At 60.5% G+C, this 21,156-nt stretch carries 17 protein-coding genes and 2 tRNA genes; 13 read left to right on the top strand and 6 right to left on the bottom strand.

All coding sequences use genetic code 11. The annotated features are described in order from the left end of the window. Positions 1-57: 57 nt before the first annotated feature. Positions 58-2,781, bottom strand: coding sequence for an HAD-IC family P-type ATPase (locus I2E45_RS02930; RefSeq protein ID WP_195444173.1), 2,724 nt, complete (start codon positions 2,779-2,781; stop codon positions 58-60). A 76-nt stretch (positions 2,782-2,857) separates the two neighbouring features. Continuing rightward, positions 2,858-2,934: transfer RNA gene (locus I2E45_RS02925), tRNA-Arg, on the bottom strand. A 204-nt stretch (positions 2,935-3,138) separates the two neighbouring features. Here I2E45_RS02925 and aroF point away from each other — a divergent pair. The 10 genes from aroF to I2E45_RS02875 all read left to right on the top strand — a co-directional run bounded on the left by aroF (position 3,139) and on the right by I2E45_RS02875 (position 13,153). After that, positions 3,139-4,161 (top strand): 3-deoxy-7-phosphoheptulonate synthase, encoded by a 1,023-nt coding sequence (gene aroF, locus I2E45_RS02920; RefSeq protein WP_035138595.1) that lies wholly within the window; start codon positions 3,139-3,141, stop codon positions 4,159-4,161. A 3-nt stretch (positions 4,162-4,164) separates the two neighbouring features. Beyond that, a complete protein-coding gene (locus I2E45_RS02915; RefSeq protein ID WP_195444172.1) occupies positions 4,165-5,079 on the top strand; it encodes a prephenate dehydrogenase in 915 nt (304 codons plus the stop codon). A gap of 36 nt (positions 5,080-5,115) precedes the next feature. Continuing rightward, positions 5,116-6,222, top strand: coding sequence for a 3-dehydroquinate synthase (gene aroB / locus I2E45_RS02910; RefSeq protein WP_195444170.1), 1,107 nt, complete (start codon positions 5,116-5,118; stop codon positions 6,220-6,222). Next, positions 6,216-7,535: a 3-phosphoshikimate 1-carboxyvinyltransferase gene (gene aroA, locus I2E45_RS02905; RefSeq protein WP_152068251.1), complete on the top strand. Its 1,320-nt coding sequence runs from the start codon at positions 6,216-6,218 to the stop codon at positions 7,533-7,535. Before aroB ends, aroA begins: the two co-directional genes overlap by 7 nt. 1 nt (position 7,536) lies before the next feature. Next, positions 7,537-8,634 carry a chorismate synthase gene (aroC, locus tag I2E45_RS02900; RefSeq protein WP_195444168.1) on the top strand — a complete coding sequence of 366 codons (1,098 nt, stop codon included), beginning with the start codon at positions 7,537-7,539 and terminating at the stop codon, positions 8,632-8,634. Between the two features lie 39 nt (positions 8,635-8,673). Then, positions 8,674-9,819, top strand: a complete 1,146-nt coding sequence (gene pheA / locus I2E45_RS02895) for a prephenate dehydratase (RefSeq protein ID WP_195444167.1) — start codon at positions 8,674-8,676, stop codon at positions 9,817-9,819. Continuing rightward, positions 9,820-11,070, top strand: a complete 1,251-nt coding sequence (locus I2E45_RS02890) for a shikimate kinase (protein WP_195444166.1) — start codon at positions 9,820-9,822, stop codon at positions 11,068-11,070. A gap of 64 nt (positions 11,071-11,134) precedes the next feature. Further along, positions 11,135-11,572: a type II 3-dehydroquinate dehydratase gene (gene aroQ / locus I2E45_RS02885; RefSeq protein ID WP_195444165.1), complete on the top strand. Its 438-nt coding sequence runs from the start codon at positions 11,135-11,137 to the stop codon at positions 11,570-11,572. A gap of 130 nt (positions 11,573-11,702) precedes the next feature. Next, positions 11,703-12,152 (top strand): DUF4869 domain-containing protein, encoded by a 450-nt coding sequence (locus I2E45_RS02880; protein ID WP_195444164.1) that lies wholly within the window; start codon positions 11,703-11,705, stop codon positions 12,150-12,152. Next, positions 12,152-13,153 (top strand): translation initiation factor 2, encoded by a 1,002-nt coding sequence (locus I2E45_RS02875; RefSeq protein WP_195444163.1) that lies wholly within the window; start codon positions 12,152-12,154, stop codon positions 13,151-13,153. The genes I2E45_RS02880 and I2E45_RS02875 overlap by 1 nt, the downstream gene beginning before the upstream one ends. Before the next feature lie 310 nt (positions 13,154-13,463). Here I2E45_RS02875 and I2E45_RS02870 read toward each other — a convergent pair. The 3 genes from I2E45_RS02870 to I2E45_RS02860 all read right to left on the bottom strand — a co-directional run bounded on the left by I2E45_RS02870 (position 13,464) and on the right by I2E45_RS02860 (position 15,217). Further along, positions 13,464-13,540 (bottom strand) — tRNA-Arg (locus I2E45_RS02870). A 52-nt stretch (positions 13,541-13,592) separates the two neighbouring features. Beyond that, the gene (locus tag I2E45_RS02865; protein WP_022094777.1) at positions 13,593-14,360 is read right to left on the bottom strand and encodes an ABC transporter ATP-binding protein; all 768 of its coding nucleotides are present in this window, start codon (positions 14,358-14,360) and stop codon (positions 13,593-13,595) included. 11 nt (positions 14,361-14,371) lie between these two features. Further along, positions 14,372-15,217, bottom strand: a complete 846-nt coding sequence (locus I2E45_RS02860; RefSeq protein ID WP_271741963.1) for an ABC transporter permease — start codon at positions 15,215-15,217, stop codon at positions 14,372-14,374. 160 nt (positions 15,218-15,377) lie between these two features. Between I2E45_RS02860 and I2E45_RS02855 the strand changes: the two genes are divergently transcribed. From I2E45_RS02855 to I2E45_RS02845, 3 genes are read left to right on the top strand one after another with little or no spacing between them, the layout of a single operon-like run. After that, positions 15,378-16,349, top strand: coding sequence for a glycosyltransferase family 2 protein (locus I2E45_RS02855; protein WP_195444162.1), 972 nt, complete (start codon positions 15,378-15,380; stop codon positions 16,347-16,349). A 6-nt stretch (positions 16,350-16,355) separates the two neighbouring features. Then, positions 16,356-17,324: a glycosyltransferase family 2 protein gene (locus tag I2E45_RS02850; protein ID WP_195444161.1), complete on the top strand. Its 969-nt coding sequence runs from the start codon at positions 16,356-16,358 to the stop codon at positions 17,322-17,324. Further along, entirely contained in the window at positions 17,308-19,719 is a 2,412-nt protein-coding gene (locus I2E45_RS02845; protein ID WP_195444160.1) for a YfhO family protein, read from the top strand. The genes I2E45_RS02850 and I2E45_RS02845 overlap by 17 nt, the downstream gene beginning before the upstream one ends. Positions 19,720-19,756: 37 nt before the next feature. On the opposite strand, the gene I2E45_RS02840 is transcribed toward I2E45_RS02845, so the two are convergent. Continuing rightward, positions 19,757-21,156, bottom strand: a 1,400-nt coding sequence (locus tag I2E45_RS02840; RefSeq protein WP_195444158.1) for a sugar nucleotide-binding protein, incomplete at its 5' end; no start/stop codon positions are given.

Genomic DNA, 21,156 nt, shown 5'->3' with positions numbered 1-21,156 from the left:
ACATCGCCACGGCCCCACAGGAACAAGGCACCAATTCAACATCGCCAGGGCGCGTAGCTACTTCTTCTTTTTGCTTGGCATCGAGACCTTGATGCCTTGGGCGGACTTGGTCACGCGAGAGCGCTTGGCTCCGGCACTCTTCTTTTTCTTGGGCTGGGCCTGGGCCACGCCCTCGAGTGCGCGGGCCTCGGCCTCGCGAGCGGTGCGATCTTCGCGGCGCTGCGCCATGTCGGCGGCGACGCGCTTGGCAAAACGCTCGGCCGTCGAACCCGTCGAGCTCGCCTTGCCGCCACCGCGACCCAGGTGGACGCGCACACCACGGCCAAAACCAGTTGCGGCATGACGACGACGCGGCTTGAGCGAATCCATCATCGTGGCGAGCTTAAAGAACACCGAGCAGGTAAAGACCACGATAACAGCCAAGATAACCATCTGGCCCATCGACAGGTTGGCAATAGACAGCAGCTCCGGGAATCCGATAACGCCCACCAGGATGCCGGCGACTACAAACACAAAGAGCACCACACGTAAGGGCGTGAGAGGCTGCGAGATGCGCCAGATTAGGCTGACGCTCGCCGCGCACGACGTAAGCAGGCACATCGTAGACAGCGTGAGCTGGCTAAAGCCAAACACGCGCGCCACAAAGATATCGAGCGCCGCAGCCAAAATGACCGCAATCGACGCCGGCAGTGCACGCTTGAGTACGTTGCTCAAAAACGCACCCTTCACACGAGCATTGTTGGGCTCCAGGCCCAACACAAAGCCCGGCGCGCCGATGCAGAAGAAGTTAATGAGCGTCATCTGGATGGGCTCGAAGGGGTACGGCGGCAGCGCGATACACAGCGCCGCCAGGCCCATCGAGAACAGCGTCTTGGTCAGGAACAGTGAGGCCGAACGCTGCAGGTTGTTGATGGAGCGACGGCCCTCGGCCACCACGGCGGGCATCGAGGCAAAATCGTTGTCGACGAGTACGATCTCGGCCACGTTGCGCGCGGCATCGGAGCCAGCCGCCATGGCGACGGAGCAGTCGGCCTCCTTGAGCGCCAGCACGTCGTTGACGCCGTCGCCCGTCATGGCCACGGTGTGCTCGCGGCGCTTGAGCGCCTGCACGAGCTCGCGCTTCTGCTGCGGGGTCACACGACCAAAGACATGGTAGCGGTCCACTGCGGCATCGAGCTTGGCCGGCGTATCGAGCGTCGTGGCGTCCACATAAGCGTCCGCCCCCGGCACGCCCACCACGCGCGCGATCGACGACACCGTACGCGGGTCGTCGCCGCTGATCACGTTGAGGGTCACGCCCTGCTCGTTAAAGTAGCCGATGGTCTCGGCCGCCGAGGTACGAATCTCGTCGCGGATGGTCACAAATCCCACGGGCTCGGCCTCGCCCACCATATCCCCATCGGGCGTAAAGCCGTCCACGCGCGCCACCACGAGCACGCGGCAGGTATCGGCAAGCTCGGCGACACGGTTCTCGACCTGGGCAAACGCACGATCAGAGAGCACAAATTGCGCGGCGCCCATTACGTAGGAGCCCTGCGCAAACGACGCGCCGCTCCATTTTTTAGACGACGAGAATGGAATGACCGACAGCGGCTCGGACACCTCGACCGGGCGATCGGCGTAATAGTTGAGCAGCGCCTGGCAGGTCTCGTTGGCATCGGCCGAAGTCGCACGTGCCACGTTAGCCAGCGCAAAATCGAGCACTGTGGTATCGATGGGAACAGCCGCCTCGTCCGAGTCCACGCCAAAGCCAACACCCTCAACAGGCAGCGGATACGTGCCCTCGACCTCCATACGGCCCGACGTGATGGTGCCCGTCTTGTCCAGGCACAGCACGTCGACGCGAGCGAGTGTCTCGATGCAGTAGAGCTGCTGTGCCAGCACCTTGCGGCGGGCCAGGCGCACCGTGGCGATGGCGAGCACCGACGAAGTCAGCAGCACCAGGCCTTGCGGGATCATACCCAGCAGGGCGCCCACCGTGGACAGCAGCGCCGACGAAGGCACATGACCAGCCAACAGCTCGGAGAAGCACCACGAAAGCGCGCTATCGCCCGGGGTTCCCGCGGCATCCCACAGCTCGCTCACACTCGAGGCAAACAACGCCAAACCGAGCGGGATCATGATGATGCTCGCAAAGCGCACGATGGCGTTAAGCACGTTCATGATCTCGGAATTGACCTTTTTGACGTATTTGGCCTCGTTATTGATCTTAGCCACGTAGTTGTCGGCGCCGACATGGATCACGCGAGCGCGCAGCAGGCCCGAGTCGATAAAACTGCCGCTCATGAGCTCGGAACCGGGCTGCTTCTTAATAAGGTCGCTCTCGCCCGTCAGCAGGCTCTCGTTCACGAGCGCTTCGCCGGAAACCACCACGGCGTCAGCGGGAATCTGGTCGCCGCGCCCCAGGCGGATGATGTCGTCGAGCACGATCTGGTCCAAGTCGAGCTCCACCTCGGCACCGTCGCGCACCGCGATGGCCTTCTTAGAGGTCAGCAGCGTGAGCTTATCGACCATCTTCTTGGACCGCATGGATTGAATGACGCCAATAGCGGTATTGAGGAACACCACAAACAGGAACGTCAGGTTCTTAAACGAACCGGTCAAAATGACCAGGAACGCCAAGATCACGTTGATCAAATTGAACAGCGTGCAGAGGTTCTCGATGATGAGCTCTTTGACCGACTTGGTCTTGAGCTCCATGTTGCGGTTGATCTTACCGGCGGCGATGCGCTCCTCGACCTCGGCGGTCGAGAGTCCGCGCTCGATATCCGTTGCTGCCATACCACGTCCCATCACGTCGCGTCGGTATAAGAAAAACCGCCCGGACCATGCGAGGTTCGGACGGTCTTACGTTCGATGGTGCCCCATGTTGGATTCGAACCAACGGCCTTCTGCTCCGGAGGCAGACGCTCTAATCCCCTGAGCTAATAGGGCCAACGTTTGGCATTATACCCAAGTGCACCACGGGCTATCAAAATAAAAGAAAAAGCTTTGCAATTCCGAGGAAGACGCGGCGCAACGGCCCACTTTAGAAGGCAAAAGCGAGTCAGATAGTATAAACTCTCATGCACCATATATACACGGCTCGCATTGCGGGCCGTTTTTGCAAAAGTTATCCATCGAGGTGAGAGGCACACCATGATTGCAATTTTAAAGCAGAGCGCCAGCGACGAGGCCGTCGGCCATATCGTCAGCTGGATTGAGAAAAAGGGCCTGAAGACCGATGTCTCGCGCGGCGAGAATGAGACGATTATCGGCCTGGTGGGCGATACGACCAAGATCGACCCGTTCCTGCTCGAGTCCATGGATGTCGTCGAGCGCGTGCAGCGCGTCTCGGAGCCGTTCAAGCGCGCCAACCGCAAGTTCCACCCCGAGGACTCCGTCATCGACTGCGGTCACGGCGTCAAGATCGGCGGCGACCAGTTCCAGGTCATCGCCGGTCCCTGCTCCGTCGAAGGCGAAAACCTCATTCGCATCGCACGCCGCGTGAAGGCCGCCGGCGCCACGATGCTGCGCGGCGGTGCCTACAAGCCCCGTACCTCCCCCTACGCCTACCAGGGCATGGGCCCCGCCGGCCTCGACCTGCTGTGCGAGGCGTCTGCCGAGCTCGACATGCCGATCGTCACCGAGATCATGGACCCACGCGACGTGCAGGTCTTCTTGGACAAAAAGATTGACGTCATGCAGATCGGCGCCCGCAACGCCCAGAACTTCCCCCTGCTCAAGGAGGTCGGCAAGACCCAGACTCCGATCTTGCTTAAGCGCGGCATGTCCGGCACGATCGACGAGCTGCTTATGGCAGCCGAGTACATCATGAGCGAGGGCAATGACAACGTCATCCTGTGCGAGCGCGGCATCCGCACCTTCGAGACCCGCACCCGCAACACCTTCGACCTCAACGCCGTGCCGGTGCTGCACCACCTGTCGCACCTGCCCGTCGTCGCCGACCCCAGCCACGCCACCGGCTACACCCGCTACGTTGAGCCCATGGCGCTCGCGGCGACCGCCTGCGGCGCCAACGGTCTGGAGATCGAGGTCCACGACGAGCCGAGCCGTGCCTGGTCCGACGGCGCTCAGGCCCTCACCCCCGACCAGTTCGACGACACCATGCGCCGCATCCGAGCCATCCGCGAGGTTGTCTGCCAAGAGACCATGGAGTAGCCCATGGGTACGGTGAGAAACGCGCGCGTTAACCAGGGTGGCCCCAAGTGCGCCGGCATCGTCGGCCTTGGCCTCATCGGCGGCAGCTTTGCCCGCGGCTATGCGCAGGCGGGCGTCCGCGTGCTGGCCTGGGACCCCGATGACGATGTCATGACGGCCGCCAGCATGGGCACTGTCGCCGGAGAGCTCAACGACAGGACACTCGGCGAATGCGACATCATCGTCCTGGCTTGCTACCCCGAGGCCTGCATCGAATGGCTTAAGGCGCATGCCCAGGCACTCGCCGACGCCACCGATACCGACGCCATCATGGGCCCCGTGGTGATCGACACGGTGGGCGTCAAGGGCATCGTGTGCGAGCGCGCCTTTGAGCTTGCCCGCGAGCACGGCTTTTACTTTGTGGGCGCGCACCCCATGGCGGGCACCCAGTTCTCGGGCTACGCTAACTCTCGTGCCGACCTGTTCCAGGGCGCCCCGCTGGTGCTCGTACCGCCCGCGGTAGACGATGCCCTTAAGCTGGAGCTCTTGGGGCAGGTGCGCGAGATGGTGCGCCCCTTGGGCTTTGGCAAGTTCAGCGTGACCAGCGCCGCCGAGCACGACCGCGTCATCGCCTTCACGAGCCAACTTGCGCACGTGGTGTCCAACGCCTACGTAAAGAGCCCGACCGCCCAGGTCCACCACGGTTTTTCGGCCGGTAGCTACCGCGATCTCACCCGCGTGGCGCACCTCAACCCGCAAATGTGGTCCGAGCTCATGATCGACGACGCCGACGCGCTTGCCTTCGAGATCGACCACCTGATCGAGTCGCTTGGCGCCTACAGCCGTGCGCTCAAGAACCGCGACCAGCGCTATCTGGAGAATCTCCTTGCCGAGGGCGACCGCATTAAGCGCGCACTCGACGACGAGGCCTCCCACTAGACCACCTATCACGCCAGGTCGAAAGGACCGAAGCTTATGGCGATTACCATCGATATCGACACTGCACGCCCCTACCAGGTGCATGTTGGCACGTTTTTGCTGGAGCAGGCGGGACCGCTCGTGCGCGCCACTGCCGGCGGCGCCAAGGCCGTCATCGTAACGGACACCAACGTGGGCCCGCTCTACCAGATGCCCGTTAAGCAGAGCCTGGAGGCGTCTGGCTACGAGGTAAGCATCTGCACCTTCGAGGCCGGCGAGGCCCATAAGCGCGCCGAAACCTATGTTGCCATTTTGGAGTTTGTGGCCGAGCACGAGCTTTCGCGCTCCGACGTGATCGTGGCACTCGGCGGCGGCGTCGTGGGCGACGTGGCGGGCTTTGTGGCCGCCACCTACATGCGCGGCTGTAAGTTTGTGCAGATCCCGACGAGCCTGCTCGCCATGGTGGATTCGTCGGTGGGCGGCAAGACCGCCATCGACCTGGCTGCCGGCAAAAATCTCGCCGGAGCCTTTTGGCAGCCGAATGTGGTTATCGCCGACGTGGGGTGCCTGGCCACCCTCACGCCCGAGCAGTTCGCCGACGGCTGTGGCGAGGTCGTCAAGCACGCCGTGATCGCCGACCCAGAGCTTTTCGCCGAGCTGGAGAAGACCCCGCTCACGCTGGAGCTGCTCAACCGCGATGTGGCCCGCGTAGCGCTCATCATCGCCCGCAATATCGACATCAAGCGCGCCGTGGTCGTCGCCGACGAGCGCGAAACCAACCAGCGCAAGCTCCTCAACTTTGGACACAGCGCCGGACACGCCGTCGAGGCCTGCGAGCACTTTGAGCTCGGACACGGCAACTGCGTTTCGATCGGCATGGGCATCATCACGCGCGCCGCGGCCCTGCACGGCGTCTGCGATGCTGCACTGCCCGGTCGTATTGAGGAACTCTGCGCCCGCCACGGCCTCAAGACCCGCTGCGAGCTTTCCGCCGATGCCGTCTTTGCCGAGGCGCTCCACGACAAGAAGCGCGCGGGCGACACCATCGACCTGGTGATTCCGCACGGCATTGGCCGCTGCAGCATCGACCGCACGCCGCTTTCCACTTTCCACGAACTCATTGCCGAGGGCCTCGGCCAGAAGGGAGACGCATCCGCATGCTAGCCCGCATCACCCCGTCCCCGCTTAAGGGCACCGTTCCCGCCATCGCGTCCAAGTCGATGGCGCACCGCCTGATCATCTGCGCTGCGCTTGCCAACGGCGAGACGCACGTCGCCTGTAACACCACCTGCGCCGACATCGAGGCTACGGTGCGTTGCCTTACGGCCCTGGGTGCTCGCATCGAGACCGCCGAGGACGGCTTCCAGGTCCACCCCACCATGAAGAGCATTGAATTTGGCCTGCTCAAGGCCCTAGCCGGCGGCACGCTCGACTGCGGCGAGAGTGGCTCCACGCTGCGCTTTATGTTGCCCGTCGCCTGCGCGCTGGGCGCAGAAGCAACTTTTGTGGGTCAGGGACGCTTAGGCGCCCGCCCGCTGTCCCCGCTCTCGGACGAGATTATCGCCGCCGGCTGCGACCTACAGGGTCTGGGCGGTTTTCCGCTCAAGACGAGCGGCCGCATGCGCCCGGGCACCTTTGTGCTTCCGGGCAACGTGAGCTCGCAGTATATCTCCGGCCTGCTGCTGGCGGCCCCGCTACTGGCCCAGCCCTCCTGTGTGCAAGTGACCGGCCTCATCGAGAGCCGCCCCTATATCAACCTGACCATCCAGGCCATGAAGGCCTTTGGTGTCGAGGTCAACGTCGAACGTATCCCCGCCAAGGACGGCCAGCCCGAGGTCACGAACTTCCGCGTAAACAGCGGATCGTACCGTACGCCCGGCAGCGTAGCCGTCGAGGGAGACTGGTCCAACGCCGCCTTTTGGCTGTGCGCCGGCGCCATCGGCACCGACCCCATCACCGTGGAGGGCGTGTCGCTGAGCTCCGCGCAGGGCGACCGCAACGTGCTTGCCGCGCTTTCGCGCTTTGGCGCCCGCATCGTGCGCTCCACCAACGCCGCCACCGTGCAGTCCGACAAGCTCGCCGGCTTTGAGATGAGCGCCCACGACATCCCCGACCTGGTGCCCGTTATCTCGGCCGTGGCCTCGCTGGCTCAGGGCCGCACGTTCATCCGCGATTGCGCCCGTCTGCGTATCAAGGAATCCGACCGCCTGGCCACCACCACCCGCGAGCTCACCGCGCTGGGCGCGCAGGTGCGCATTGCCGGCGACGACCTCATCATCAAGGGCGTCGATGCCTTCACCGGCGGTGAGGTCGATTCGCACAACGACCACCGCATCGCCATGATGGCCGCCATCGCCGCGAGCCGCGCCACCGGCGAGGTCGTGATCCACGGCGCCGAGGCCGTCAACAAGTCCTATCCCGATTTCTTCGACCACTACCGTCTGCTGGGCGGCAAGGTCACGCTCGAGGAGGAATAGCATGTCCTCGACCTTTGGCAATGTCTTGCATCTGAGCATCTTCGGCCAATCGCACTCCCCCGCTATCGGCTGCTCGCTCGATGGCATCCCGGCGGGCATCGCCGTGGACCAGGAGAAGCTGCAGGCCTTCCTCGACCGTCGCGCCCCCGGTCGCGACGAGACCGCGACCAAACGCCGCGAGGCCGACGCCGCCCACATCATCGCCGGTGTTGTCGATGAACATACCACCGGCGCGCCCATCGCCGCGATTATCGAGAACACCAACACGCGCTCCAAGGACTATTCCGAGCTGCGCCGCAAGCCCCGCCCCGGGCACGCAGACTTTCCGGCGCGTGTGAAGTACCACAACATGCACGACGTCGCCGGCGGCGGGCACTTCTCCGGCCGTCTGACGGCCCCTCTATGCATCGCCGGCGGCATCGCGCTGCAGGCACTCGAGGCCCGCGGCATTCGGGTGATGGCGCATGTGGCGCAGATCGGCGGCATCTCCGACCTGCCGATGGACGACATAGTCTATCGCGAGGCCGACCGCAAGGCGATCCTTACGAACGATCTGCCGTGCATTGACGCCGCCGCAGCCGGCCGCATGCGCGAGGAGATCCTAGCCGCGCGCGACGAACTCGACAGCATCGGCGGCATCGTGGAGTGCGGCATCTACGGGCTTCCCGCGGGCATCGGCGACCCCATGTTCGACGGCATCGAGAACCGCATCGCGCAAATCGCGTTTGGCATTCCCGCCGTAAAGGGCGTGGAGTTTGGCATGGGCTTTGCCGTGGCCGCCATGCGCGGCAGCGAGAACAACGATCCGTATCGCATCGATGCCGAGACCGGCGAGATCGAAGTCGAGTCCAATAACGCCGGCGGCATCCTGGGCGGTATTTCGACCGGCGCGCCTGTCATGTGGCGTATGGCCGTAAAGCCGACGCCCTCTATTGGCCGCGAGCAGCAGACCGTAGACATGGACGCCATGGAAAATGCCGAGCTCTCGGTCCACGGCCGCCACGACCCCTGCATCGTCCCCCGAGCCGTCCCCGTAGCCGAAGCAGCCGCTGCCCTCGCGATTTGGGACGCCCTCCTAGAGGACGCCGCCCAGCGCTAACCCGCCCACCCCGGGCAATGATTCACGAAAGGGGTCCCTATGGACCTTGCTGACATCCGCCAGACCATCGATGGCATCGACACCACGCTCCTCAACAGCTTTATCGAGCGCATGGACATTGCCACCGAGGTCGCCAAGTCAAAAATCGAGATGGGCAAGGCCGTCTTCGACCCCGCCCGCGAGCGCTCCAAACTCAACAACCTCGCCAGCCGCGCGCCCGAGCGCTATGAGGCGCAGACCATCACCCTGTTTCGTCTCCTCATGAGCATGAGCAAGGCCGAGCAGCAGCGCTACATCAACGAACTCAAGGGCATCACCGTCTCGCAAAAGGCCCACGCCACGGCTGCAGCCTCCGACACGCCCTTCCCTCAAACTGCCACCGTCGCTTGCCAGGGCGTTGAGGGCGCTTACAGTCAAATCGCCGCGTGCAAGCTCTTCGACGTGCCCGACATCGCGTTTTTCGAGACCTTCGAAGGCGTTATGCGCGCTGTGCGCGACGGCTTCTGCGAGTTTGGCGTGCTGCCCATCGAGAACTCCACCGCCGGCTCGGTCAACGCCGTCTACGACCTGCTCGCCCAGTTCGACTTCCATATCGTGCGTTCGCTGCGCCTCAAGATCGACCACAACCTGCTCGTCAAGCCCGGCACCAAGCTCGCGGACATACGCGAGGTCTACAGCCACGGCCAAGCCATTGCCCAGTGTGCCGGCTTTATCGAGTCCCACGGCCTGCACGCCACCAAGTACCCCAACACGGCCATGTCGGCCGAGATGGTCGCCAACTCCGAGCGCACCGACGTCGCCGCCATCGCCTCGCGCAGCTGTGCCACGCTGTATGGCCTCGAGGTGCTGGATCCCAATATCCAAGACTCGGACAACAACTACACGCGCTTTGTCGTCATCAGCCGCGAGCCGCGCGTCTACCCCGGCGCTAATCGCACCTCGCTCATGATCACCACGGCCAACGAGCCGGGCGCCCTCTATCGCGTGCTCGAGCGCTTCTACGCACTCAACATCAACCTCATCAAGCTCGAGAGCCGCCCCATCCCCGGCCGCGACTTTGAGTTTATGTTCTACTTTGATCTGGACTGCCCCTTTGGCAGCAAGGCCCTCGACGACCTGCTCGATTCCATCGACGACGTGTGCGAGAGCTTCACCTACTTTGGCAGCTACACGGAGGTGCTCTAGATGACCGATACCGCCGCAACCCGCCCCTACGGTGTGCTGGGCCGCGTGCTGGGCCACAGCTACACCCCGACCATCTACAAAGAGCTCGCTGGGCTCGATTACGTGCGATTTGAGCGCGAGCCCGAGGACCTCGCGGCCTTTATGACGGGTAAAGAATGGGAAGGCACCAACGTGACCATCCCCTACAAACGCGCCGTCATGAACTACCTGGACGAGCTGAGCCCGCTCGCCGAGCGCATGGGCAACGTCAACACCATCACGCGCCTGCCCGACGGCCGCCTGCGCGGCGACAACACCGACTACTTTGGTTTTCAGTGCCTGGTCGAGGAGCTGGGGGTTGAGGTTGCCGGCAAGAAGGCTCTCGTGCTCGGAGCCACCGGCGGCGCCGGCACCACGGCAAGCATGGTACTCGGCGACCTGGGCGCCACCGTGGTGCCCGTGGGCCGCACAAGCGAGGTCAACTACGGCAACATCGCGCAGCAATCCGACGCCGCCCTGCTCGTCAACTGCACGCCCGCCGGCATGTTCCCCCATTGCCCCGACGCGCCTTGCACGCTCGAAGGGCTCGATGCGCTCGAGGGCGTCATCGACATTGTCTACAACCCCGCCCGCACGGGACTCATGCTCGAGGCCGAGCGCCGCGGTATCCCCTGCATCGGCGGTCTGCTGATGCTCGTGGCCCAAGCGGCACAGGCTGTTGAGCGCTACACCGGCCAGGTCACCCCGCGCAAGCGCATCCTGGATGTAACGGAGCGCTTGTCACGCCGCGAACAGAACATCGCGCTGATCGGCATGCCGGGCTCGGGCAAGACCCGCGTGGGTGAGCAGATTGCCCTGCTCACGGGTCGCGAGCACATCGACCTGGACCGCGCCCTCGAGGAACGCCTCGACATGCCCTGCACCGACTTTATCGTCGAGCGCGGCGAGGCGGCCTTCCGCGAGCAGGAGACGGTGGCTCTGTCCGACATCTCCAAGCGCAGCGGCTTGGTGCTCTCCACCGGCGGCGGCGTGGTCACACGCGACGAGAACTACCCGCTGCTGCACCAAAACAGCCAGATCGTGATGCTCAATCGCAAGCTCGACGAACTCGCCCACAAGGGCCGCCCCATCACCGCGCGCGACGGCATCGATAAGCTGGCCGAACAGCGTATGCCGCGCTACCGCGCCTGGGCCGACTACATCATCGACTCACGCGACTGCGCCGCCAACACCGCCCATGCCCTCCTCGACACCCTCCCACCCGCTCTTTAACCAAAACCAGCACAAAGGGGACAGGCACCTTTGTGCTGGCTTTTCAACCGCAAAGGAAGCAACCATGAAAGCACTCGTCATCAACGGCCCCAACCTCAACATGCTCGGCATTCGCGAGCCGGGCATCTACGGCAGCGACAACTACGACCGCCTGGTCCAGATTTGCCAGAAAGCGGGCGCCGCACAGGGCTTCGACGAGGTCGAGGTCTTCCAGTCTAACCACGAGGGCAGCATCGTCGACAAGATCCAGGAGGCCTACGGCAAGGTCGACGGCATCGTCATAAACCCGGCCGCCTATACGCATACGAGCGTCGCGATCCTCGACGCCCTCAAGGCCGTCGCCATCCCTGCCGTCGAGGTCCACATCAGCGCCGTCGAGACCCGCGAGGACTTCCGCCAGGTGAGCTATGCACGCCTAGCCTGCTTCGCCACCATCACCGGCGAGGGCCTCCAAGGCTACGCTCACGCGCTGGAGCTGCTGAGGGAGCATCTCGAAAAGTAGCCTCGCGAGCAAATCCATCAACGCGATTCACACGCTAATAATGCCAGCGCCGGCAGCAGCGACCTCGCTGCTGCCGGCATTTTATTACTGGCATATAATCGTTGCAGTCACACAACGTCTGGAGACCCACATGCTGAGCATCCATCTGGGAGATTACCCCGGTTCCATCTACGATACCGAAACCTATTTTAGGAACTCATACTTGGACTCATGGTTCGAAGATCCTATGGCCGCACAGATTATTAAAAGCGTGGACGGATCAGAGCTCATCGGTCCCCACAACATCGTAAGCAAGCAGCTGGGCTCAATCACTCCACTCGAACTGTCCGGCGGCGTTAAGACGCTGCTGCTGGTACGCAATATCCCAAACATGGTGTTCAACGCATCCACCTGCGGAGACAATTGTGCCCGCTGGCTGCTCAAAATTGGCAAAGAACAGGATGTGCTGGTAACCCTTTACCACATCATGAAGTTCCCCTGGAAGCGTTTTGAGATTCGTATCAATAACGACGGCCGCATCGTCAGGAACATGCAGGAGTTTGTCGGTGCCACGAATGACTTTTTGGATGTTGATGAGTAATGAAGGGAACGCATACCGTTGTCGTAGAGCGTGCAAAGGTCAAATACACACTCACGTTTAAGCGCAATATTTCCTTTATACGCGGCAACAGCGGCACGGGCAAAACGACGCTCATCTCGATGATTCGCGACTACAACGACCGAGGACCGGAAAGCGGCGTTACGCTCAGCTGCGACGTGCCTTGCGAAACGCTTTCCGGCAGACGCTGGGAGCGCGAGCTGTCGATCATCGAAGATTCAATCGTCTTTCTAGATGAGGGCAACGAGTTTATCTACTCAAAGGACTTCGCCAAAGACGTCAACGGATCATCCAACTATTATGTTCTGATATCTCGTCGCGATGCCAACGAGCTCCCCTACAGCGTTGATGAGATCCTGAAGTTAGTCAACACGACAAGTAAAACAATCAATGGCCGCAAGAGCGACAGACGCTTCTACTCGGTGACCAAGCCGCTATATGACCACACGGCAAGTATGCTGTATCAGGATCTAAATGTTGGATTCGAGGTACCCGACGCCGTAGTTGTCGAAGATAGCAAATCTGGCTATCAATTCTACAACGCTCTTTGCAACCGGCTCGGGATCCCCTGCTATACCGCCACCGGCGTAGCAAATCTAAAGCGGACAATTCACGAATGCCCCGAGCAAAACGTTCTTGCCATTGGAGACGGCGCAGCGTTTGGTCCCTACATCGAAAAGGTGCTCGGACAGCGCGTTTACAAGAACGTTCGCTTGTTCCTCCCGGAATCATTTGAGTGGACACTTCTGCAATCTGGCCTCATTCCCAGTAACGACATTCCAAAAATCCTCAAGGATCCTTCGAGCTATATCGAAAGCCGCGATTACCTGAGCTGGGAGCGATTCTTTACCGATGTATTGGTCAAATACTCAGCAGACACTCGCTATGCCTACAAAAAAGCAAAACTCAATGAGCAATACCTAAGGCCGCAGGCGATGAATGCAGTTGCAAACGTCTTACCCGAGTGCCTGAAGACAGACTAGATACAGCGGGGAGGGCCAAGTTGGTCCTCCCCGCCGTTATTACGCCTTCTTGATTACGTACGCCAATCCAATATCGCAGGCGCAGCGTACGATTGACGCGAAGAGCCACGATGCTGGCAGCGTCATAAGCAGAGGCATGGTCTGCCACGGAATAAACCAATCGACCGCATGGATCGTAAAGATTGCCAGACTGGCTTGCCCGCAGAACGCTCGCACCACCGCTTCGGCCTAAACGTATACTCGGCAAGAATAAAGAACACCGGCATGTGAAAAAGCCCGGACCACCTAGCGGTCCGGGCTTAATAAACGTTGGTGCTCCATGGCGGATTCGAACCGTCGACCTTGGGATTAGAAGTCCCCTGCTCTATCCAACTGAGCTAATGGAGCAAATAACCGCACGCCCAGCCAAACAATTCGGCCAAGCGCAAGTAATTATAACCTAGTTGAACTGCTCGCGATACGCCTTGCAGACCTCATCGACCGGGCCGTCCATGCGAAGGTCACCCTTCTCAATCCAAACGGCACGCTGGCAGATGCGCTCAACCTGCTCCATAGAGTGCGAAACGAACAGAACCGTCACGTCACCGCTCTGAATAAAGTGCTGGATGCGGTCCTCGCACTTCTGCTGGAAGAACACATCACCGACGGACAGCGTCTCGTCAACGATCAGAATATCGGGCTCGGTAATCGTCGCGATTGCAAAGGCGATACGCGCCACCATGCCCGAGGAGAAGTTCTTAAGCGGCATATCGACAAAGTTCTGCAGCTCAGCGAACTCAATAATGCCGTCAAAGTTGGCATCGATGAACTCCTTGGTGTAGCCGAGCAGTGCGCCGTTTAGATAAATGTTCTCACGGGCAGTTAGCTCGGGGTCAAATCCAGCGCCAAGCTCAATAAGGGGCGCAATGTTGCCATGCACCTTAACGCTGCCCTCGCTGGGCTCAAGCACGCCGGCAATAATCTTGAGCATCGTAGATTTGCCGGAACCGTTGGTGCCGACAAGGCCTACAACCTCGCCGCGATGTATATCAAACGAGATATGTTTGAGCGCCCTAAACTCCTCAAAGAACAGTTCGTGTTTGGCAAGCTTGATAAAGTACTCCTTGAGGTTGGTCAGCGACTCGGACGCCATGTTAAAGATCATGGTGACGTCGTCGACCTCGACAGCCAGAGGCTGCTCGCTGTAATCAACAACAGATTCAGTCATCACAGCACTCCTTAGATGTAGAGGATGAACTTACGCTCGGACTTATGGAACACGGTATAGCCAATGGCAAGCGCAAGAACCGCCCAAGCAACGCACATGCCAAACGTCATAAGCGAAGGCGTGGTCTGGAACAGGAAGATATCGCGCATAAACTGCAGATAGTTGTACATGGGGTTCGCATATACCAAGATACGGACAATATGGGGCATCTGCGCAACAAAATCGGTCGTCCAAAAGATGGGCGTGATGTAAGTCCACGCCGTAATGATGACGCTCCAAAGATGCATGACATCGCGGAAGAAAACCGTAAGGGCAGAGAGCATCATGCCCAGGCCCATGCAGAAGCACATAAGCAGCAGCAGGCAGACCGGCAGCAGAATCAGGTGCCAAGAAGGCATAACGCGGAACCACAGCATAACGATGGCGACGGCGACAAGCGAGAAGGCAAAGTTGACCAGCGAGAAGAGCACCTTCTGCACCGGGAAGACCCAGCGGTGCACCTTAACCTTCTTGAGCAGCGGGGCAGCACCCACGATCGACGTCAGGGCCTGGTTCGTAGACTCGGACATGACGGCAAAGGTGACGTTACCCACGATCAAATACAGCGGGTACATCTCGGGCGTAATCGAGCCATTGCGGCCCTGGGCAAAAATCGTCGAGAACACGATGGCCATGACGATCATCATCAGCAGCGGGTTGAGCACCGACCATGCGACGCCCAGAACGCTACGGCGATACTTGATCTTAAAATCCTTGGTAACCAGCTGACGAAGGATAAACGCGTCCTTCTCAAATTCGTTCTTAGCAAACGTCGCAGGCAGACTGCGAGTTTCTTGTTGCTTTGTCTGATCCGACACGGATGCAACTCCTTTACTCGTAATCGTTGACAAACGAACAGTATAGACCCGACGGCCATGCAAACGATTCGCGCAACAAAACTGGAGAACTAACCCACATCTTAGGATGCCAAGCCCAAACGGCTATACTTTCAAGGATTGAACGTATAAGGAGCATTGAGTGAATTCTGAATCCATCGCCGTCATCATCCCCTGCTACAACGAAGCGCCCACGATCGGCAAAGTCATCGACGACTTTCACCGCGAGCTTCCGCAAGCGACGGTCTATGTCTATGACAACAACTCGTCGGACGATACCTCACGCATCGCCACCGAGCACGGCGCCACGGTCCGCTTTGAGCCCCGTCAGGGAAAGGGCAACGTATGCCGCCAGATGTTTCGCGACATCGACGCTGATTGCTACCTGATGGTCGACGGCGACGACACCTATCCCGCCGAGGCGGCCAAGGCCCTCTGCGAGCCCATCCTTAACGGTACGGCCGACATGACCGTAGGCGATCGCCTTTCAAACGGCACCTACGCCGAGGAAAACAAGCGCGCCTTCCACGGCTTTGGCAACAATCTGGTCCGCGCCATGATCAAGTGGATCTATGGCTACAGCTTCGATGACGTCATGACCGGCTACCGCGCCATGAGCCGCCCGTTCGTTAAAACCTTCCCAGTGCTTTCCGAGGGCTTTCAGATCGAAACCGAGCTCTCGATCCACGCTGTCGACCACCGCTGGCGCATCAAAGATGTACCCATCGAGTACCGCGACCGTCCCGAGGGCTCCGAGTCCAAACTCAACACTGTCAGCGATGGCATTAAAGTCGTCGCGATGATCGGCACGCTGTTCAAGGACTACCGCCCGCTAAAGTTCTTCACCCTGGTCGCAATCCTATTCGCGCTTATCGGCCTCGCCCTGGGCATGCCCATCGTTGTGGAGTATTTCCAGACCGGCCTCGTCCCGCGCTTCCCCACCGCCATGCTCGCCGCCTCGTTTATGTTCCTGTGCGGCCTGAGTCTCGCAACCGGATTCATCCTCGACTCCGTGGCAAAGGTCGAAAAAAAGCAGTGGGAGGTCAACGTGTACAGCAAATACGCCTACGACGACCAGCTCGGCCACCCCACTTCCAAGCCAAGCGTGAGGTAAACCACCATGCCGCTCATCTCCATCGTCGTGCCGTGCTACAACGAGCAGGAATCACTTCCGATCTTTCTCAAAGAGCTCGATGGCGTCGTTCGCATCATGACCCAGCAAGACCCCGGCATTTCCTTTGAAGCCGTCCTCGTCGACGATGGCTCGGCAGACGCAACGCTCACCGTCATGAAAGCCGAGGCCGCGGCGGCGCATCCATACGCCATCCACTGGCACTCTTTCTCGCGCAACTTTGGCAAGGAGGCGGCACTACTCGCCGGACTCCAGCACGCAAAGGGCGACTATGTCGCCACCATGGATGCCGACATGCAGGATCCGCCCTCGCTCCTGCCGCAGATGTACGAGATCCTGCAGACCGATAGCTACGATAACGTCGCCACACGCAGGACCACCCGCGAAGGCGAGCCTCCCATCAGGTCGTTCTGTGCCCGTATGTTCTACAAGATCATCAACCGCATTTCTAAGGCCGACATCGTCGACGGAGCACGCGATTTTAGGCTCATGAAGCGACCTATGGTCAACGCCATCATCTCCATGGGCGAATACAACCGATTCTCCAAGGGCATTTACGGCTGGGTCGGCTTCAAGACCAAATGGCTCCCCTACGTAAACGTCAACCGCGTGGCCGGCGAGACCAAATGGAGCTTTTGGTCGCTGCTCCTCTATTCCATCGACGGCATCGTCGCGTTTTCCACGGCGCCGCTCTCCCTCGCCGCCCTCACGGGTATCGTTTTCTGTCTCATCGCTATCCTGGGATTCATCGTCATCCTGGTCAAAACGCTTGTTTGGGGCGACCCCGTAGGCGGATGGCCCTCCCTTGCCTGCCTCATTACGCTGTTTGGCGGCATGCAGCTCCTGTGCCTGGGAATCATTGGCGAGTACCTAGCAAAAGCCTACTTGGAGACCAAGCGCCGCCCCATCTATATCATTCGAGAATCCAACGAGGAATCTGATGACACAGCCCAATAACAACACGCTCAAGAATGTGGCGTTCTACGCCGCCTGCTTTGCGTTTTCCGTCGCACTTTTTGTCGCACTTGCAGCGGCGGGGCATGTCTACCCCTTTGGCGACAACTCGTTTCTCACCAACGATCTCAAATACCAATACATCGACTTCTTCGCGTGGTTTCGCCGCGTCCTTTTAGGCGAGGCAAACCTTCGCTATTCCTTCTCACAGGGACTCGGTATGAACACATGGGGGCTATATAGCTACTACCTCGCCAGCCCCTTCAACCTGTTCTGCGTGCTGTTTCCCGCAGACAAGCTGACGCTCTTTGTATTCGTCATCAGCGCACTCAAGCTTGGCTGTATCCACATTAGCAGCGCTTGGTATGTGCAAAAGCGCTTTGGCTTATCCAAACCCGCGACATTTCTGCTTTCCGCGTCATTCACGTTTTGCAGCTGGACCGTCAGCAACCTGCGCAACCCGCTCTGGATCGACTGTCTGATTCTGCTTCCCGTTTGCGCCTACGGTTGTTACGAGCTCATCCGCAAGCAGCGCATGATCCGCCTCGTCATCGCAACGGCGCTCAATGTCATGTTCTGCTGGTATACGGCCTACATCAGCCTCCTGTTCCTCTGCATCTTCGTATTGGTCGAATTTGTCGATTATGTTGCAGAAGAAGGATTTAGCTGGAAGCTCATGCTCGATCGGGCCCTACGATTCGCCGGGGCCATCGCGCTTGGGCTGCTCCTGTCCGCCTGGACCTTTTTGCCGGCCATCCTTGCCATGTCCAAGGGCGGTCCCGTTCTGGCACTTGGCCCCCTGCTTAAAACCAGCCTCAAGTCGCTCATCAGGGGCTTTCTTCCCTGCATGTGGGTAAACAACGAAAGCACACCGCAGTTCTATTGTGGCATCATCATGATGCAGCTCGCGGCGAGCCTGCTGGTTAACCGCACGGTTTCAATCAAGACGCGCATCGCAACACTCGTCGTCACGATAATCCTGGTCGCAAGCTCCGTTTTGAGCCCGCTCGAGTATATCTGGTGCGGCATGCGCGTTCCCAATGGCTTCTACTCACGCACGGCTTTTTTGCTGAGCTTCTTTGCGCTGTGGGCCGCAGGATACGCGCTGCAGAAACTCAAAGAGTGGTCAACATTACGTCGAGCCCATTGTCCAGCCATTATCCTGCCACTCCTGGCACTCACGGCAATTGAACTATTTGCCAACGCCCATGTAATGTGGAATCAGCTGTACACAGGCTATTCCGAAGAAGCCAACAGCACCTATGTCGCCGCCGCAACCGACGCGATCACGGCCATTCAAGACCAGACTTCGGCGTCGTTCTATCGCATTGACCGCACGACCACACGCGTCGACAGCGCCGCCCTCAACGAAGGCCTGGCGCTTGGGTACAACCAGTTGTCTTCGTATTCGTCCGCCAACAACCCGCAGGCCATCGCACTGCTCAATTCCCTTGGATACAGCAGCGTCGGCGAATTCTCGACCCGTTATGCCGAGCCCATTCTCGCCGTCGATGCCCTACTGGGAGTCAAGTACGCCATTCCTGAAAACGCGCCTGCAGGATACGTTTTAGCCAAGACGAATCAGGCCGACTCCACAAGCGCGGTGTACGAGAACCCCTATGCGCTCAGCATTGGCATCGCGGCCTCAAGCGATATCAAAAACAGCACGCTGAAGAGCGAAAACCCTTTCGAAAAGCAGAACGACCTCTACAGCAAAATCCTAGGCCGTGAGGTCGAGCTCTATACCAAGATCGAGGCCACGAGCACAGAGAATAGCGATAGCTTAAAGCAATGGAGCGTCACTGTACCGGCAAGCTCCATCGGGTATCTCTACATCAACAAAGATGCGACCGCCGGCAGTTATTGGCCCGTCGCCCTTACCATCGACCAGCGAACGATCGAAAACGAGGCCTGGAGATTCGACAATAATATCCGCCAGATTGCGGATGCATCGGACGCCCCGAGCCAGCATACGGTGTCAATCGGAGTCGCAGAGGGCTATACAGACATGCCCCAAGACAATGAGCCGGTCTTTTACGCCCTCAATCTGGACGTTTTTGATCAGATTATTAACGAGCTTAAGACGAGCGAGTTTATTCCGACGGTTTTTGAAGACGGAAGGATCGAAGGCGAGTATACCGCCAAGGATGACGGCAACCTGCTGTTGAGCGTTCCATACGATGAGGGCTGGAACGTAACGGTAAACGGAACCGCCGCAGAACTAACGCCCGCCGCCGATAAGGGCTTGTCGTCCCTGAACATGCAGAAAGGCGCGAATAGGATCGTGATGACTTACAAGACTCCGGGCGCCCTTGCGGGGCTTGCAGTGAGTCTGGCGACCGCCGCCGCTCTTATTGCAGCGGGGCTATACGCCAGGCATAAGAAAAGCCGCCGTTAACAAGCGGCGGCTTTTACTCTCGAAAAGTTAATAGCGGCTAGAGCGTCTTGATGTACTCCCCCAGCTCTTCCTCCCAGTCGGGCATGTGGAAGCCGGCAGCCTCGAGCTTGGACAGGTCGAGCGCGGAGTGGACCGGGCGCGGGGCGACGGGGCCCTCGGCGCTCGCGTAGTAGTCGGCGGTCGATACCGGCACGACCCTGTCGCCGTTGCCGTTGGCGGCCTCGAAGACGGCGCGGGCGATATCCGCCCAGCTCCTCACGGCACCGGAGCCGGTGCAGTCGTAGGTACCGTAGGGGGCCTTCGCGTCCAGCACATGGAAGATGGCCTGCGCCATGTCGCGCGTGAAGGTCAGGCGTCCCAGCTGGTCGTCCACGACGGTGACCTGCTCCAGCTTGTCCTCCGGGTCGGCGACGCGGTCTGAGAGCGCCCTCATGGTCTTGACGAAGTTGCGGCCCTCGCCGATGACCCAGCTGGAGCGCATGATGTAGTGGCGCGGGCAGCCGGCCACGGCGATGTCGCCGGCCGCCTTGGTCTGGCCGTAGACGGAGAGCGGGTTGAGGGGCTCGTCCTCGTCGTGCACCTCGGCGGTGCCGTCGAAGACGTAGTCGGAGGACACGTGGACGAGGGTGATCCCGTGCCCGGCGCAGGTGCGGGCCAGAAGCGCCGGGCCGGTCGCGTTGGCCTTCCAGGCGATGACACGGCCCTCGGGGGTCTCCGCCCTGTCCACGGCGGTGTAGGCGCCGCAGTTGATCACGGTGCCGTAGAGCGACCAGTCGTATTTGGAGTAGGCCTCCGGGTCGGACATGTCGAAGGTGTCGATGTCGCAGAAGTCGAAGTCCTTGGCGACGCCGCGCTCCTCCGCCAGCGCGCGGACCGCATGGCCCAACTGGCCGTTGCAGCCGGTAACGAGGGTGCGCTTCGGCGCCATGGGGACGACGTCCTTGAGGTACGGGTGGTTGAGGTCGGCCTCGGATACGGTGGCCTCGTCGAGGGGGATCGGCCACTCGATGGCGAGCTCGGGGTCGGCGAGGTTCACGAAGGTGTAGGTCCTCTTGAGCTCGAGCGACCAGTGGGCGTCCACCAGGTAGGTGTAGGCGGTGCCGTCCTCCAGGGCCTGGAAGGAGTTGCCCACGCCGCGCGGGACGTAGATGGCCCTGCTCGGGTCGAGCGTGCAGGTGAACACCTTGCCGAAGGTCTCGCTGCCCTCGCGCAGGTCCACCCAGGCGCCGAATACGCTGCCGCGGGCCACCGAGATGAACTTGTCCCAGGGCTCGGCGTGGATGCCGCGGGTGACGCCGCGGCTGTCGTTGTAGGAGATGTTGTTCTGGACGACGCGGAGGTCCGGGATGCCCAGGGCGGTCATCTTGGCGCGCTGCCAGTTCTCCTTGAACCAGCCGCGCGAGTCGCCGTGGACGGCGAGGTCGACGACCTTGAGGC

It is taken from the genome of Collinsella aerofaciens (assembly GCF_015555045.1).
Classification (GTDB): domain Bacteria; phylum Actinomycetota; class Coriobacteriia; order Coriobacteriales; family Coriobacteriaceae; genus Collinsella; species Collinsella aerofaciens_W.
Note: the sequence above shows the minus strand (reverse complement) of the source record. Positions and strands in the feature narration are given on the sequence as shown.